We start from the raw sequence: 16,101 nt of genomic DNA, 5'->3' as shown, positions 1-16,101 counted from the left end.
TTTATGAACTACCAAGGTGTTTTAACAAAAATGGAAACTGAATTTTTACAACCCATTCAATACTATTTGGTGTTTGATTTTGATTTTATAAATATGAATCAGCTTCTTGATAAAATAATAACCATTAAATTTATTAAATACGAATGTTTGAATTGCAAAATGGATAAGCCAATTTTTAGACAAGGTTTTTGTAAAAGTTGTTTTTTTGATATCCCACAAGCAGCAGATTGGATTATGCGACCGGAATTAAGTACAGCTCATTTAGATAAAGAAGATCGTGATTTAGTTTATGAAAAGAAAGTACAATTGCAACCACATATTGTTTACTTAGCTAATTCTAGTAATGTAAAAGTAGGAGTTACAAGAAAAAGTCAAGTGCCAACTCGTTGGATAGATCAAGGAGCTCATGAAGCTATTGAAATTGTTGAGGTACCTAACCGCTATTTAGCTGGTATTACAGAGGTCGCTTTAAAAGATTATGTGAGTGATAAAACCAATTGGAGATCTATGTTAAAAAACGATATTGAAGACGTAAATCTTGTTGAGTGGCGCGATAGATTAAAACAATACATACCACAAGAAGCGAAGGATTACTTTATTGAGAATAACACAGAAACCAATTTGTTTTTTCCAGTATATCAGTATCCCAATAAACCTAAAAGTTTAAATATATTAAAAGAGCAAAATTACTCAGGTAAATTGGTAGGAATAAAAGGACAGTACCTCATTTTTGAAGATGAAACGGTTTTTAATATCCGGAGTAATGAAGGTATGGTGGTTAATATTTCAATAAATTAAAAAATCCCACTTACAAAAATGTAAACGGGATTTATATTTAGAATATGAGTGTGAAGATTAAATGTCTTCCTGATCTCTTAAATTTTGAATGTATTCGGCTTTTTGTATCTCACGACGTCTTTTAACTGATGGTTTTGTGAAAAATTGGCCGTCTCTTAGGTTTTGCATTACTTTAATGTTTCGGTGTTTTCTTTTGTAACGTTTTAAAGCACGTTCTATGTTTTCACCTTCCTTTATAATAATTTTTAACATGAAAATATTTTAATTGTTTAATTATAATTTAGGATTATCCTAAATATGTTTTTAATACTTTACTTTTTGATGTGTGCCTCAACCTCCTAATACCTTTTTCTTTTATTTGTCTAACGCGTTCTCGTGTTAATCCAAAAGCTTCTCCAATTTCTTGCAGGCTCATAGGTTGCTTTTTACTAATGCCATAATAATAGCGAATGACATCCGCTTCTTTTTCAGACAATGTGTTTAATGCTCTGTTTACCTCTAAGTTTAAAGAATCTTGCATCAAATTAGCATCTGGTCTTGGTGCTTCTCCTGATGCTACAACATCATATAAATTAGAAGATTCACCTTCATTAAATGGTGCATCCATAGATACATGCCTACCTGAAATTTTTATAGATTGTTTTACATCACTAAGTGTTAAATCTAATCTTTTGGCAATTTCATCTGCACTTGGTGGTCTTTCGTGTTCTTGTTCTAAAAAAGAATACGCGTTATTTATTTTATTAATAGACCCAATTTTGTTCAAAGGTAGTCTAACTATTCGAGATTGTTCTGCTAAAGCTTGAAGAATTGCTTGTCTAATCCACCAAACCGCATAAGATATAAATTTAAAACCTCTAGTTTCATCAAATCGTTTTGCTGCTTTTACCAAGCCTGCATTACCTTCATTAATTAAATCTGGTAATGTTAAACCTTGATTTTGATATTGTTTTGAAACAGAAACCACAAAACGTAAGTTAGCAGTTGTGAGTGTGTCTAAAGCTTTTTGATCGCCTTCCCTAATAAGTTGTGCTAATTCTACTTCTTCTTCGGCTGTTATTAAGGGTATTTTACTAATGTCTTGTAAATATTTATCTAATGATTTAGATTCTCGGTTTGTAACTTGCTTCGTAATTTTTAGTTGCCTCATATATTATAGATAAGTTTAAATGTTATACCTTCTATAATTTAACCTAAAAATCAAGAAAACCTAATTTTTTGTCATTTTTATAAAAAAAACACTCAAAGTTGATTAAAAATTAGGCTTTTTTTAAGGTTTTAGCCAATTTGTAATATTTTTAATTCACAGTGTCTTTTGTTTTTTTCTTTTTATTTAGCAAACCACCAAGTACATTTTTTACGGTATTGTTGCTTGTATTTGTTTTAGTAGAATCTTTTTTGGTTTTATTCCCACCTACAATATCCTCTAAAACATTTTTAACACTATTGGTTTGTTCTTTTTTAATAGAGTCTGTTTTAGTTTTGTTTCCACCAATAAGATTACCTAGCATGGTTGATACTTTATCTTTTCCTTGATTAAGTAGTTTTTGTTTTTCAATTTCAATAAGCTGAGTTGTTAGGTTTTTAACACCACTTGTTAAATCGGTTTTTACATTTGGGTTTGTAATAGTGCCACCAATGTTAACAGTAACTGGAATGGTAATATTTTTTGCTTGTTCGGTATCAATTTTACCAATTAAGCGATTAATATCACTACCTAAATATTTTGCTGGAACATTAAAAACTGCGTCATATCCTAAGGATTTATCAAAACCATGACTTCCGGAAACGGTAATAGCGATGTCTTGATAATTTATGTTGAAGGGTTTTACACTTACCTTACCATTAGCAAAGCTTAAATTGGTTTGTAAATCTTTTAAATCAAGCTTACTAAAGTCAATAAAACTGAAAGTGCCTTCTAGTTTATTAAATAATTCACTATAGTTTGTGCTGATGTTTGTGGTTATCAATTCGGCTAAAGCATTACCAGAAATAGTACTTAAATTTGGTAAAAATTCTTTATCTAAATCTCCCGAAATATTAAGTGTTGTACTTAATTTTCCTTCAAGTAATTTTGCTATTGGCGCTAAGCTTTGAAGTAATTCTAAACCTTTAAAAGATTTGGCAATGTCAAATCCATTGGCTCCTAACTTTAAATTAAACGTTGGAGTTTCGTTTTTTGTTGATATATCTCCAGAAATTAATAAAGCACCATCAAAAATACTAGAAGTCATATTTTGAAGCGTAGCTTGTTGATCTTTTATTAATAATGTGCCAGTGACGTCTTTTAAATTTAAATTATCATAAACAACTGTTTTCGCATTGGCATTTATGGTACAATCTAAAAAAGCAGGTATTTTAAGGGCCTCAGATTCAGAGATAGTTTTATTGTTATCAACAACATCTTCACTTGACGTCATAAAATCACTTACTTTAAACACGTTAGAATTTAAATTAAAATTTCCTTTTAAAGTATTATTACTCAGCAAAAATCCTAATAAATTTTGGATAGTACCAGTAGCATTTAAATCACTATCGCCAGTTTTAGCTTTAAAATTATTTAATGAAACGATTCTGGGATCAAAGGTCATATTTGCTTCTGAAATGTGAATAGGGTTTACTATATCTTTCGAAGAAAACACAAAATCTGTAATGCTAGCAGAACCATTATTTTTAATACGCTCGTAAGCATTTGTTTCAATAGCACTCATGTCAAAAGCTGTATTCAAATTGGCTTTTAAAATACCAGTTAGCGCTTTTTCTAATTCTACGGGGTATGCTTTTGTAATGTTTGCTAAATTTAAAACACCATCAATATTGGCATTCACCAACATGTTTTTTGTTATATTTTTTAAAGTAGCAGACGATTTAAAAACATCATTATCAATCTTAAAATTTAGTGCTTTTATATCAATATAAGTGTCATCAACATTACCAGTAGTGTTTTTTATTTCTGTATTAATAGTAATGTTACTAACGCGTTTTGGTAAATCTGGATATTTAAATGAAGCGTTATTTGAGGTAATGCTGATATCTAAATTAGGAATAGTTTCATCTGTAACCATGCCTTTAATAATGCCTTTTAATTTAAAATCGCCAGTTGTTTCAACACTTTCAATATTTTTTGAATATGCTTTTGGAATAACTGCTAAGAAATTTTTAAAATCAGATTCTGGATTTTCAAATGAAATATCGATGTTTTGTCCGTTTTCAAGAAGTTGCACAAAACCTTTTAAAGCAATAGGCAAATCATTTATAAAGCCTTTGTTTTCTTTAAACGTGTATTTACTAGTATTCAAATCTAAACCAATTAAGGCATCTAATTTTATTGGATTGTTATTTAAATAATTAGTACCATCCATACTAATACTAACTTTAGCGTCACTTTTTGTATCTAATTCAGAGTTGTTAGCAGAAAAAATACCACGACCTGAGTGATTTAATTCAGTAATACTAACTGCTATATTTGATGCTTCATTTAGATATGTTAGGGCACTTTTGTTAATAGCATAATTTTCAATATCAAAAGAAAAACTTTGAGTGTTCTGAGTATTAGCTTCATTGCTTTCTTTTTCTTTTGTGACATCGTGGTTGTTGTTGCCAAATTTATCAGTTTTCAATGTTATAAGCGCCTCGTCAATGTTAATAGAGTTTATAATAATTGGTACTTCGTTTGTTTTTTTAAACAATTCTTTAATTGACATGGTGAAAGAAATATCTTTAGCAGTAAGGAAAGTTTCATCTTTAAAAGGTTCAAAATTAATAATTACTAAGTCTGTAACATTGACGTGTGCTTGAGGAAAACTTTTAATGAAACTTAAACTAACATCACTAAACTCTACATTGGCATTTAAGTTTTCATTTATAAAAAGCTTTACCATATCCTTAATTTGTCCTCGAAAAGCAAAAGGGATAGCAATTAAAAGTGTGATAATTATAAGGAAAGTGATGCTAGTAATTTTTAAAGCTTTCTTCATTTTTATTTTGATGTTTGAATTTTATTAAAGTAAGGGATGGTTAAATATCCTATACAAACATATACGCAAAAATGATGCTATGAGATCAGCAGTTATCTTATCATTTTGTTAAGATTTGAAAACTAAAGCAAATCAATCTCTTCGTTTACCTTTAAGTTGAAACGTTTTTTGAATAAAAAAACACCTAGATATAAAAACGGTGTATCAAGCATAGCAATAATCAACTTAAAAAGAAATCCGCTAATGAGTAATCCATTAAAGTTAACCCAATCAATAATTCCGAAAGAGCATAATAATAAAACAATAGTAAACGTGTCAATAAACTGAGAAAACCATGTAGAAAAGTTGTTCCGTAACCATAAGTGTTTACCTTTAGTTAGGCGTTTCCAGAAATGATAAATTTGAATATCTACAAACTGTGCAAACAAATAGGTTAACATGCTTGCAAAAACAGCAATCATAGAGTTTCCAAAAACAGTTTCAAATGTTTTATCATCAACATAAGACCACGATGTTGCTGGCACATTACTAGCTGTAAAAATGATTAGTAGCGAAAATAAAGAAGCGAAAATGCCAAACACCACGACATCATTAGCGCGTTTTTTGCCATAAATTTCACTTATCAAATCGGTTATTAAAAAAGTGATTGGGTAAGGTAGAATACCAACCGAAATTTCAAAAAGTTTACTCCCAAAAAGCTCAATATCTATGGGATACCAGTAAAAAAATTTCTGAAAAATTAAGTTTGAAACTACTAAGGATGTTATAAATAAAGCTCCCAAAAGAAAATAAATACGTTGGGCAGCTAGCTTATCTCTTAATGTCATTTATAATTGTGAATAAATAGGTTGTGTAAATATAAAGGAAAACCATTTACTTTTCATTATTTTGCTTTCACTTATGATTTTACCACGACTATTTCATATAGCCTTAGGAAGCAATAAAGGCGATAAATTTAAAAATCTTCAAAACGCTGTAGATTTAATACATGTGCGTATAGGTAATATAAAACTTATTTCTAAAGTTTATAAATCGCCTGCTTTTGGTTTTGAAAGTGATGATTTTTATAATTGCTGTTTGGTATTAGAAAGTTTTTTAGAACCTCAAAAAGTATTAGAAAATTTATTAAATATAGAAACGATTTTAGGACGAGTTAGAAATAAAAAAAATAGTTATGAAGCTAGAACAATCGATTTAGATATTGTTTTAATTGAAGATGAAGTAATCAATACAGAAACGCTTATAGTGCCCCATCCTGAGATGCAAAAACGCAAGTTTGTTTTGCAGCCACTTAACGATATTGCTTCAAAAATAAAGCATCCAAAAATTAATAAAGAAGTAGTTGTTTTATTAGATGAATGTGAAGATTCTTCGGTTTTGGAACCCATAAATATCTGGTTAAAAAACCCAAGTAAAGCCTTTAATTTCTCAAAGTATAACTACATTGCAATCGAAGGTAATATAGGTGCAGGAAAAACCAGTTTAGCAACTAAAATAGCCCACGACTACAATGCTAAACTCATATTAGAGCGTTTTGCAGATAATCCCTTTTTGCCTAAGTTTTATGAAGATGCTAATCGATATGCATTTACTTTAGAAATGTCTTTTCTAGCAGATAGATACCAACAGATAAGTGATGATTTAGCACAACTAGATTTATTTAAAGATTTTATTGTAAGTGATTATGATGTGTTTAAATCGCTTATTTTTTCAAAAATTACCTTACAGGAAGATGAATTTAAGTTGTACAGAAAGCTTTTTAACTTGATGTATAAAGATTTAAAAAAGCCAGAACTTTATGTTTATCTCTATCAAAACACAGAACGTTTACAACAAAACATAAAAAAACGTGGTCGTGATTACGAACAAAATATAGCTGATGAGTATTTAGAAAAAATTAATTTAGGATATTTAGACTTTTTAAAAACTCAAGAAGCCTTTAATATAAAAATAATTGATGTCTCTGATAGAGATTTTGTAGAAAACCGTTCGGATTATTTATGGGTTTTAGGAGAAATATGTGCTGATTAATTTTTTTTACCGACAATTAAGAGAAACAATAGCGTCTTGAGTTTTTATTCAAATCGCTATTGTTTTAAAATGTATCAGTATTTTTTAGTTTCTTTCAAAAGTTAAATAATCGTCAGGTTCATCTCCACCACTTATGTCTATTAGTTCAATTTTATTTGATGTTTGAGATATAAAATCCCAATCATCTGTCAATTCATCTAAATTATTTACAAGATTAAAAACAATATTTAATTCAATATCATTAAGGTCTGAACCATAACTTATTATATTCCATAACCCATTAAAATTATTAGTGCCATCAAAAGCACCTAGTGCACCAGAATTATTAAAAGTGAAAGTGTAACTTGATAAATCAGTAGTTTTGTCAATTCCAGAATCTATAAATTTAGTTATTCTCCAAGTTCCAGTTTGAGTATTGTTTTCAATATTTTCTTGTAAAGTAGTATCATTCTCATCATCAGTACTACAAGATGTTATTGAGAAATTAACTAATAACGCTAATAAAATGTTGGTAATTAAATTTATCTTTTTCATATTTTATTTTTTTTGAATAATTTTTTTTAGTTTCCTTGGCTTAAAGTGAAACTTCCATCACCGTTAAAATTTGAAATATTGATTGTTACTGTCCACATTCCCGATGTCCCTTCAGAAGTTACTCCAGAGAAGGTGTCAGGTTCTTGACTGCCATTAAGCATTCTGCTTAAAACAGTTGTTCCATCAGGATCTTTAACAATAATTTGAAACGTACCAGTACTAGATGTGGTAATATCAGCATTATAATCAGCTGTTGAAAGACTGTTTTGCCACATGAAAGTTTCAGAGGTAGTACCTCCATTTCCTGTAAAATCACCTCCAATATCGCCATTAATACCCTCAGTTAAAGAAACATTAGCAATTAAATCGTCTTTAGAACAACTAAAGAACAAGAATGCAGTTAATAAAATAGCTAAAAAAACAGTTGTAGGTTTTAAAATTTTCATAATAATAATTTTTTAAGATTTATTATGAAACATTTAAAAAGATAAAATTCCTACCCTAGTCTTTATGTTTTTTTAAATTTAAAGAATCTCTTTCGGAAGTATTTTTCTTGTCCAGGTTTTTATGCGCTTATAATTGCTTACCTCAGAATCTGGATTAAATTGCAAAGTGGTTTCCCAAGAGTTTTCTGGTTTAAATTCTTCTTCCATACCATTTAATACGCCTTCAGAAATTTTATAAGATTTCAAAATAACAACACATTCTGTGTTTAAATTGGCACTTCTAGGATCTAGATTAAATGTGCCAATAACGGTTGTTTCGTTATCAATAATCATAGATTTTGCATGAAGTCCAAAAATAGGTTTATGTTCTAGTTTTTCTTGTAATTCACCAGTCATTATTTTTGTCCTTTCCGCAGCATCAGGTCTAAATTCAAAAATTTTAATACCAGTATTTAGAAGCTTTTCCCTATCTGATTGATAGCTACTAAATGCCTCTACATTATCAGTTGAGGCTAAGCTATTTGTTAGAATTCTAATCTTTACACCACGGCTAATAGCTTCTTTGAATAACTTCCTACTGAGTTCTGAAGTTATTAAATAAGGTGTTTGAATATCAATTGAAAACTTTGCGTTTTTAACCAAATCTATCAATGCGTCAGTTGAAACTCCACCACCTCTCAAGCCACTAGTGCCATCATTTTTACCTGGAACATCTGAGATGAATTTGACATCATCCAACCAAACCAAACCGCCAGAGTTTTTAATAGTTTGAAATGTAGATGGTAATTTTTCGATTCGTGTTCTTACTTGTGGCCAAAAATTTTCTGGATTACAAGCATATTCATGAAGTTTATCAAACCTATTTTCATATTTTGACTTTTCGTGTTGTTTTTTAACTAAGGTGTTAATATCTTGACTTAAAGGGTTGTTCCAGAATTCGTTAAACGATAGATTTGCATTTTTTGTTTCTTTTCCTAGTAACAAAATATCTCTATCTCTAAAATTATATTCATGGTCGTAATCAAAATATTCGTCGGCTATATTTCTACCTCCAGTTATTACTACTTTACCATCTACTATAAAAGTTTTGTTATGCATCCGTTGATTTGCGGATCTGAAATCTGTTGCAAATTTTCCAACTTTTTGAATAAAATTCTTTCCTAAATTTACTCCTGGATTGTATATTTTGACTGTTATGTTTTCATGAGAATTAAAAGTTAATATATCTTTAATATCTGCGTCTACCATGATATCATCCACTATAATTCTCACTTTTACACCTCTATCGGCAGCTCTTATAAGATAATCGCAAGCTATTAAGCCAACATTATCTGTTGAAAAAATAAAATACTGAATATCTATAGTTTTTTCTGCGTATTCACTTAACCAAGCTCGAGCAACCATTGAGCCACTTCCATCTTCAAGAACATAAACACCTGTTTTGTTTTCCATGAGATTAGCTAAATCTTCTAATTCATTTGAAAGACTTAAGCTGTCATTTCTATGTATTTTTGAACAAAAATCTGTTTTAGCCTCGAGTTTTTTAGTTTTTGTACACGATGATAAAATCAAAATTACAACTATAAGAAAGCTTTTATATTTTACAGGGGTTTTCATGTAGTTTATTAATTTAAAAATTAATAGGATAAGTGCTTTAAGCTTTCAATTTATTAAACAAATCCCAAATAACAATGCCACAACTTACGGAGATGTTTAAAGAATGTTTAGTGCCAAATTGTGGGATTTCAATAACAAAATCACTTTCATTAACCACATTTTGAGCCACACCTTTTACTTCATTTCCAAAAACTAAGGCGTAAGTGGTATTTGTTTTTGTTGTAAACATATCAAGCATAGTGGCGTTTTCAGCTTGTTCAATAGCACAAATTGCAATGTTTTCAGCTTTTAGTTTTTTAATTAAATCTAAAGTGTCATCTGCATACTCCCATTCAACAGTTTCTGTACTTCCTAAAGCCGTTTTATTAATGTCTTTGTGAGGTGGCGTTGCAGTAATGCCGCACAAATAAATCTTTTTAATCAAAAAAGCGTCACTTGTTCTAAAAACTGAGCCAATATTATTTAAACTTCTAATATTGTCTAATACAATAATTATAGGGGTTTTATCAACCTCTTTAAAAGCTTCAATACTTAATCGATCTAACTCAATGTTTTTTAGTTTTCGCATGTTTTATTGTTAAAATCTAATTTCAATTGTAAATAACTTATGGGGTAACTTCTTCAGAAAAAAACAAAATAACGCTACATTAGCAATCTTACAATATTAGCAAAAATAGGATTTAAAAATTACTTTACAATTGGTTAAAAAAGCAAAAAAAGAAACCCCGTTAATGAAACAGTACAATGCTATTAAGGCAAAGTATCCGGATGCATTATTGCTATTTCGTGTAGGCGACTTTTACGAAACCTTTGGTGAAGATGCTGTAAAAGCTGCAGGTATTCTTGGAATTATTTTAACTAAACGAGGGGCTGGAAGCGATAGCGAAACTGAGTTGGCTGGATTCCCACACCACTCCATAAACACCTATCTGCCAAAATTAGTTAAAGCAGGTCAACGTGTTGCGATTTGCGACCAACTTGAAGACCCTAAAACAACTAAAACTATCGTAAAACGTGGTGTTACAGAATTGGTTACTCCTGGAGTTGCTCTTAATGATGAGGTGTTAGTTTCAAAATCTAATAATTTTTTATGCTCTGTTTATTTCGATAAAAAAAATATAGGTATTTCTTTTTTAGATATCTCAACAGGGGAGTTTTTAACTTCTCAAGGAAATGCCGAGTATATTGATAAGTTGCTTCAAAATTTCAGCCCAAGTGAAGTGTTAGTTTCAAAACAAAAAAGAGCACTTTTTAAAGAGACTTTTGGCGATGATTTTCATACTTTTTATCTTGAAGATTGGGTTTATCAAACGGATTATGCGCATACAACTCTCATAAAGCATTTCAAGACTAAAACACTTAAAGGCTTTGGGATAGAACATTTGTATGAAGGTGTTATTGCAGCCGGTTCTATTTTACATTATTTAGTTGAAACACAACACCATAAACTACAACATATAACAGTAGTTTCTAGAATTGCTGAAAATGATTATGTTTGGATGGATAAATTTACTATCCGAAATTTAGAGCTTTACAATTCTAAAAATAATAATGCCGTAACGCTTTTAAATATTATCGATAAAACCATTTCACCAATGGGAGGAAGGCTTTTAAAGCGATGGTTAGCATTGCCTTTAAAGAATTTCGAAAAAATTAAACAACGCCACGAGGTTGTAAATTATCTAACAAAAGAAAATTCGGTTCTTCAAAAAATTCAAAATCATATAAAACATATTGGCGATTTAGAACGCTTGATTTCTAAAGTTGCAACTGGAAAAGTAAATCCAAGAGAGGTTATACAATTAAAAAACTCTATAGAATCTATTGTTCCTATAAAATCGATAGCATCAAATTGTGAAAACGAGTCGCTTAAAATTATTGGAGATAACCTTCAAAGTTGTAATGTTCTTCGAGAAAAAATAAAAGAAACACTTAATGAGGATGCACCTGTAAATATTTTAAAAGGACATACCATTGCTATAGGATTTTCTGCTGAATTAGATGAATTAAGGGGCTTATCAAAATCAGGAAAAGATTATCTCGATAAGATGTTAGAGCGGGAAAGTGAACGCACCGGAATAACCTCTCTTAAAATAGCATCTAATAACGTTTTTGGATATTATATTGAAGTACGAAACACACATAAAGATAAAGTTCCGGAAGATTGGATTAGAAAGCAAACTTTAGTAAGTGCAGAGCGCTATATAACCGAAGAGCTAAAAGAATACGAAACCAAAATTTTAGGAGCAGAAGATAAAATTCAATCTATTGAACAAAAATTATTTTCAGAGCTAGCAATCTGGTTAAGCGAGTATATAAAACCCGTACAACAAAATGCTCATTTAATTGGACAATTAGATTGTTTATGTGGCTTTTCTCAATTAGCCAAAGAAAACAATTACGTGTATCCATTAATTGATGAATCTTTTGATTTAGATATCAAAGAGGGGCGTCATCCGGTTATAGAAAAGCAATTACCTATTGGTGAAGCATACATAGCAAACGATTTATTTTTAGATAGGACTTCGCAGCAAATCATCATGATTACTGGACCAAATATGTCTGGTAAATCAGCTATTTTACGTCAAACAGCATTAATAGTTTTATTGGCACAAATAGGAAGTTTTGTTCCGGCAAAAGAAGTTCGAATTGGATTAGTAGATAAAATTTTTACTAGAGTAGGTGCTAGTGATAATATTTCAATGGGTGAATCTACTTTTATGGTAGAAATGAATGAAACAGCTTCTATTTTAAATAATATTTCAGAGAGGAGTTTAGTGCTTTTAGATGAAATTGGTAGGGGTACCAGTACTTATGATGGTATTTCTATTGCTTGGGCTATTAGTGAATATTTACATGAGCATCCTGCAAAACCAAAAACATTATTTGCAACGCACTATCATGAACTAAATGAAATGACCGAAACTTTTGATAGAATTAAAAACTTTAATGTTTCTGTTAAAGAATTAAAAGATAATGTTTTGTTTCTTCGTAAACTTATTGAAGGAGGAAGCGCTCATAGTTTTGGAATACATGTTGCGAAAATGGCAGGTATGCCACAACAAGTACTACATAGAGCTAATATCATTTTGAAGAAATTAGAGCAATCACATTCCAGTGAAGAGCTTACCGATAAGGTGAAATCGATGCAGAATGACATGCAATTAAGTTTTTTTAATTTAGATGATCCTTTACTAGAAAATATCAAAGAAGAAATATTAAACATTGATATTGATACACTTACGCCGGTTGAAGCACTCATGAAACTTAATGAAATTAAGCGAATGTTAGTCAAGAAAAAGCATGCTTAAAATAAATTTTATTTATTTTAAGAAAAGGCTTTGGTTTTAGTAGAAATATTTTAAATTTGCATCCGCAATAGTGATATTGTACGTTCATAAAAAAGACTGCGAAAGTAGCTCAGGGGTAGAGCATCACCTTGCCAAGGTGAGGGTCGCGGGTTCAAATCCCGTCTTTCGCTCTGAAACTTTCTTTAAAATATACCAAGTTGCTGAAGTGGTGGAATTGGTAGACACGTTGGACTTAAAATCCAATGGCCATTAGGCTGTACGGGTTCAAGTCCCGTCTTCAGTACCAAGTGGGACAAATCATTTTTTTTTGATTTGTCCCTTTTTTTATTCCCTTGTAAACCCTTGTTAACACTAGTAATTTTCAAAAGTATTGGGTTTACATCAGCGGTTCGAACTTCATTTTTTTCAAATTGAAATTTTTTAGGGAATATCGAACCGATTAATTTTCTCTTACGGTCAATATCTGAATTAATAAACAGATTATCAATGCTTTCTAATTTATTTAATCCGTTTCTATAGGTGTTAAGAATTTCGTTTTGATTGGTTTGCTGTTTTTCTTTATCCTTTAATTCGTTGAAAGTAGTTTCATATCTAATTTTAGCTTTTTGGTAGTCATTAGAGTCTATTTTCCCATCAATAAACAAGTCCTGTAGCTTTTCAAGTCTCTCGTTAATATCGCTCAATTTTTTGTAATGACTTGGTCCCAGTACTTGGGTTTTAGATTGTAGTTTAAACTTATCTTTAATCATTTTAAAGAGTAAGGTTTGGGCATTTTTATTTAAGCTAATACTCTGTAAGAAGTCTTGAAACCAAAGTTCCACATCCTGAGCTTTATATCTTGTATTGCATGGTTTCACACAATGGTAATAGTCATAATATTTAGAACGCCCTTTGCTAGAACTAGCTAATAAGGGATTATGGCAATTAGGGCAAAGCACAAAATCTTTTAATGGAAAAATGGGATTTATTTTTTTATGTTTTAGTTTAAACTGCTTTTTTCCACCATCAATAATGGATTGCACCTCTTGAAATAATGCTTTAGAAACAATAGGTTCATGTATGCCCTCTACAATCATTTCCTGCTCGTCTTTGAATGCTTTAATGTAAATATCTCCACAATAGAGGCTGTTTCTGATAATTCTAGCAAAAGCAGATTTACTAGTCTTAAATCCATTTTTTCTTAGAATATCCAGCACCTCTTTTTGATTGTAGTGTTTAGAAGCAATAAGCTCAAAAGCTTTCTGAATATGTTTAGCATCTTCATTGGGTTTAAGAATGGGTTTCTTGTGGTTGTCTCTACCCATATTATAGCCTTTAGGTACGCTAGCTACATACCTCCCTTCTTTAAAAGCACGTCTCATACCAGATATAACATTAAGGGAACGTCTTTGATTTTCAACCTCTGGTATAGACAGATATACTGCAAGCATGATTCCCTGTTCTGGGATAGATAAATCTAAAGGTTGTTCAATAGCATTGACGATAATACCTAAATCATTAAAGGTTTTAATAACATTATAAGATTCGGTGGTGTTTCTAGAAAACCTATCCCATTTTATAAATAAAATTTCATCAATGGTTGTAGCATTCTTTTTGGCATACTGCATAAGCTTTTTGAATTCGGGTCTATTAAATGTTTTAGCAGAATAATCTTCTCTGTATACACCTATAATATCATAGTTATTAAGTTTGCAGTAGTTTTTCAGTTTTTGCTCTTGGTCTCGCAATGAAAATCCTTTGTCAGCTTGTTCGTCTGTAGAAACCCTGACGTATAAAATAGCTTGTTTCATAATGTATCGATTTTTGTAAGGTTGTCGCATATCATTTCTGAAAGAACTTCCAATAGGTTAATAATCTCTTTTATTTCTGGATCTGTGTAAGGTGTTTTGTTTTGATGGTTTAAAATTGTTGTTGCTTCATTAATATTCACGATTTCCAATATGGTGGATAAAAATAGAGCTACTATTGTCATCTCACTTTTGGCGATGAAGTGCTAAGGGCCTCTTAGGACTATATTTGTTTTTTTAGTATATTTTTAATTACCAAATGCTTGTCGTTTCTAAAAATAATCTCAGCACGCTGGTATTGCTTTAAACCAATGAGAGTTCTTATCGCTTGAGCCTCATGGTTTTTTAAATCTTGCTCATTGGTTATTTCTACTTCAAAAGTTTCATTATTGTGGCTTCTGTAAATTTTTATTTGTTTAAAGTCTTTTTGCTTTAACAGTTTCAAAAGTTCTAATTCACTTGGAGTATAAAGCGCAAATAGCACTGTGTATTTATACAAAGCCTCATCTTGATAAAACTTTGATACCAGAGGTACTATGGGGATATTTATTACAGAATGGTGGATTAAATTTGTTACAAGCTCTTCTCTAAAGTCTCTGGCATTCATTTTAGCTTCTATATCTTCAGCTACAGGATTAAATATGTTATAACTGAAAGTAGCTTCTTCAGAAACCTCTAGAGGTTTTCTGTGAAGTATTAGAGCTGGTGTATGACCAAAAAGAAGAACTGAACTGACTAACCCTCCTAGATTAGTGAAATATATTTTATAATCTTCAGGGATATTCTCTAAAATTGATTTTATAATTTCTACATTAAATCCTTCGTCTTCAGTTGCCATATAGTTTAGCTCTTCTGGAAGCCCTTTTTCAACTATTTCAGATATCGTTTGATCGCTTAGGCTGTGAAAATAACTTTGGTCTATCGGTTCAAATAAATAGTCTTTTAGATTTTTTAAGTCTTTTAGGGATAATCCTATAATACGAAGTTCTTTCACTATAAGTACCCATAATGCTTCGAAGTAACTTAGTTCTACGCGTCTTCTAGTGACCTCCTTGTTTGTAGCCGAATCACTAACTTGGTAATCAATAATCCCCTTTTCACTCCAATTTACATAAATGCGATATGGCACATCTAAGTCATTAAGTGTTACTCGTTTTTCTGCCAGTTTGGGAAATAAATCAAATAAATTCATAAATTTTAATTATAAGTAACAAATGTATTAAAAATAAATATATAATTTTGTGGTATATTATAAATTATTTACGATAAAAAGTTAAAAAGCATCTTATGAAATTGATAAAGAAATGTAAAAATCCAGAATGCCAGATGGAATTAAGAAACTACAAGAGTTCTAAACGCTTGTATTGTGATGATACTTGCAAAAATAGAAGTGCCTATTTAAAAAGAACAATTGAAGAAGGGCACCTTTTGGAAACGGATAAAGCAACCAAGAAAAATTATAGAATCCTGAAAAAGTTAAGAGATTTTAATCTAGGACCGCTTTCGGAGCAAACACTTTTAAGCCATGGATTTGATTTTGATGCTTACCATGGTGCTGTTGTTAAAATAGACGACAACGGCAATAAAGTACAAATAAATC

The 16,101-nt window shown here is 30.5% G+C and carries 14 protein-coding genes, 2 tRNA genes and 1 pseudogene; 6 read left to right on the top strand and 11 right to left on the bottom strand.

Annotation, left to right across the window (positions count from 1 at the left end):
* The first annotated feature begins 3 nt into the window (after nucleotides 1–3).
* Nucleotides 4–798, top strand: a complete 795-nt coding sequence (locus AC1XJX_RS02825; protein WP_482002618.1) for a DUF2797 domain-containing protein — start codon at nucleotides 4–6, stop codon at nucleotides 796–798.
* A 57-nt stretch (nucleotides 799–855) separates the two neighbouring features.
* On the opposite strand, the gene rpsU is transcribed toward AC1XJX_RS02825, so the two are convergent.
* From rpsU to AC1XJX_RS02805, 4 genes are all read right to left on the bottom strand, one after another.
* Nucleotides 856–1,050, bottom strand: a complete 195-nt coding sequence (gene rpsU, locus AC1XJX_RS02820) for a 30S ribosomal protein S21 (RefSeq protein WP_482002445.1) — start codon at nucleotides 1,048–1,050, stop codon at nucleotides 856–858.
* A 34-nt stretch (nucleotides 1,051–1,084) separates the two neighbouring features.
* A complete protein-coding gene (locus tag AC1XJX_RS02815) occupies nucleotides 1,085–1,948 on the bottom strand; it encodes a sigma-70 family RNA polymerase sigma factor (RefSeq protein ID WP_482002444.1) in 864 nt (287 codons plus the stop codon).
* 148 nt (nucleotides 1,949–2,096) lie between these two features.
* Nucleotides 2,097–4,775: an AsmA family protein gene (locus AC1XJX_RS02810; RefSeq protein ID WP_482002443.1), complete on the bottom strand. Its 2,679-nt coding sequence runs from the start codon at nucleotides 4,773–4,775 to the stop codon at nucleotides 2,097–2,099.
* 122 nt (nucleotides 4,776–4,897) lie between these two features.
* Nucleotides 4,898–5,602 carry a queuosine precursor transporter gene (locus AC1XJX_RS02805; protein ID WP_482002442.1) on the bottom strand — a complete coding sequence of 235 codons (705 nt, stop codon included), beginning with the start codon at nucleotides 5,600–5,602 and terminating at the stop codon, nucleotides 4,898–4,900.
* A gap of 73 nt (nucleotides 5,603–5,675) precedes the next feature.
* Between AC1XJX_RS02805 and folK the strand changes: the two genes are divergently transcribed.
* Complete coding sequence (folK, locus tag AC1XJX_RS02800; protein ID WP_482002441.1) at nucleotides 5,676–6,806, top strand: 2-amino-4-hydroxy-6-hydroxymethyldihydropteridine diphosphokinase; 1,131 nt, start codon at nucleotides 5,676–5,678, stop codon at nucleotides 6,804–6,806.
* An 84-nt stretch (nucleotides 6,807–6,890) separates the two neighbouring features.
* Here folK and AC1XJX_RS02795 read toward each other — a convergent pair whose 3' ends face one another.
* The 4 genes from AC1XJX_RS02795 to AC1XJX_RS02780 form a co-directional block, all read right to left on the bottom strand.
* Nucleotides 6,891–7,340, bottom strand: coding sequence for a hypothetical protein (locus AC1XJX_RS02795; RefSeq protein WP_482002440.1), 450 nt, complete (start codon nucleotides 7,338–7,340; stop codon nucleotides 6,891–6,893).
* 26 nt (nucleotides 7,341–7,366) lie between these two features.
* On the bottom strand, nucleotides 7,367–7,786 hold the full coding sequence (locus AC1XJX_RS02790) for a hypothetical protein (RefSeq protein ID WP_482002439.1): 420 nt from the start codon (nucleotides 7,784–7,786) through the stop codon (nucleotides 7,367–7,369).
* A 78-nt stretch (nucleotides 7,787–7,864) separates the two neighbouring features.
* Entirely contained in the window at nucleotides 7,865–9,403 is a 1,539-nt protein-coding gene (locus AC1XJX_RS02785; protein WP_482002438.1) for a phospholipase D family protein, read from the bottom strand.
* A gap of 37 nt (nucleotides 9,404–9,440) precedes the next feature.
* Nucleotides 9,441–9,971: an RNA methyltransferase gene (locus AC1XJX_RS02780; RefSeq protein WP_482002437.1), complete on the bottom strand. Its 531-nt coding sequence runs from the start codon at nucleotides 9,969–9,971 to the stop codon at nucleotides 9,441–9,443.
* Nucleotides 9,972–10,134: 163 nt separating this feature from the next.
* Between AC1XJX_RS02780 and mutS the strand changes: the two genes are divergently transcribed.
* From mutS to AC1XJX_RS02765, 3 genes are all read left to right on the top strand, one after another.
* Nucleotides 10,135–12,714, top strand: a complete 2,580-nt coding sequence (gene mutS, locus AC1XJX_RS02775; RefSeq protein ID WP_482002436.1) for a DNA mismatch repair protein MutS — start codon at nucleotides 10,135–10,137, stop codon at nucleotides 12,712–12,714.
* Nucleotides 12,715–12,812: 98 nt separating this feature from the next.
* Nucleotides 12,813–12,884, top strand: a tRNA-Gly gene (locus AC1XJX_RS02770).
* A 29-nt stretch (nucleotides 12,885–12,913) separates the two neighbouring features.
* Nucleotides 12,914–13,000 (top strand) — tRNA-Leu (locus tag AC1XJX_RS02765).
* Nucleotides 13,001–13,730: 730 nt separating this feature from the next.
* Here the strand turns inward: AC1XJX_RS02765 and AC1XJX_RS02760 are convergent.
* The 3 genes and pseudogenes from AC1XJX_RS02760 to AC1XJX_RS02750 form a co-directional block, all read right to left on the bottom strand.
* Nucleotides 13,731–14,504 (bottom strand): annotated as a pseudogene (locus AC1XJX_RS02760) (recombinase family protein); the annotation flags it as partial.
* The gene (locus tag AC1XJX_RS02755) at nucleotides 14,501–14,644 is read right to left on the bottom strand and encodes a hypothetical protein (RefSeq protein WP_482002435.1); all 144 of its coding nucleotides are present in this window, start codon (nucleotides 14,642–14,644) and stop codon (nucleotides 14,501–14,503) included. The pseudogene AC1XJX_RS02760 and the gene AC1XJX_RS02755, both read right to left, overlap by 4 nt.
* Before the next feature lie 80 nt (nucleotides 14,645–14,724).
* Complete coding sequence (locus AC1XJX_RS02750) at nucleotides 14,725–15,693, bottom strand: hypothetical protein (RefSeq protein ID WP_482002434.1); 969 nt, start codon at nucleotides 15,691–15,693, stop codon at nucleotides 14,725–14,727.
* Between the two features lie 95 nt (nucleotides 15,694–15,788).
* On the opposite strand from AC1XJX_RS02750, the gene AC1XJX_RS02745 reads away from it, so the two are divergent.
* Nucleotides 15,789–16,101: hypothetical protein (locus AC1XJX_RS02745; RefSeq protein ID WP_482002433.1), on the top strand; the 313-nt coding region annotated here is incomplete at its 3' end.

The organism is Flaviramulus sp. (assembly GCF_982512915.1).
Note: the sequence above shows the minus strand (reverse complement) of the source record. Positions and strands in the feature narration are given on the sequence as shown.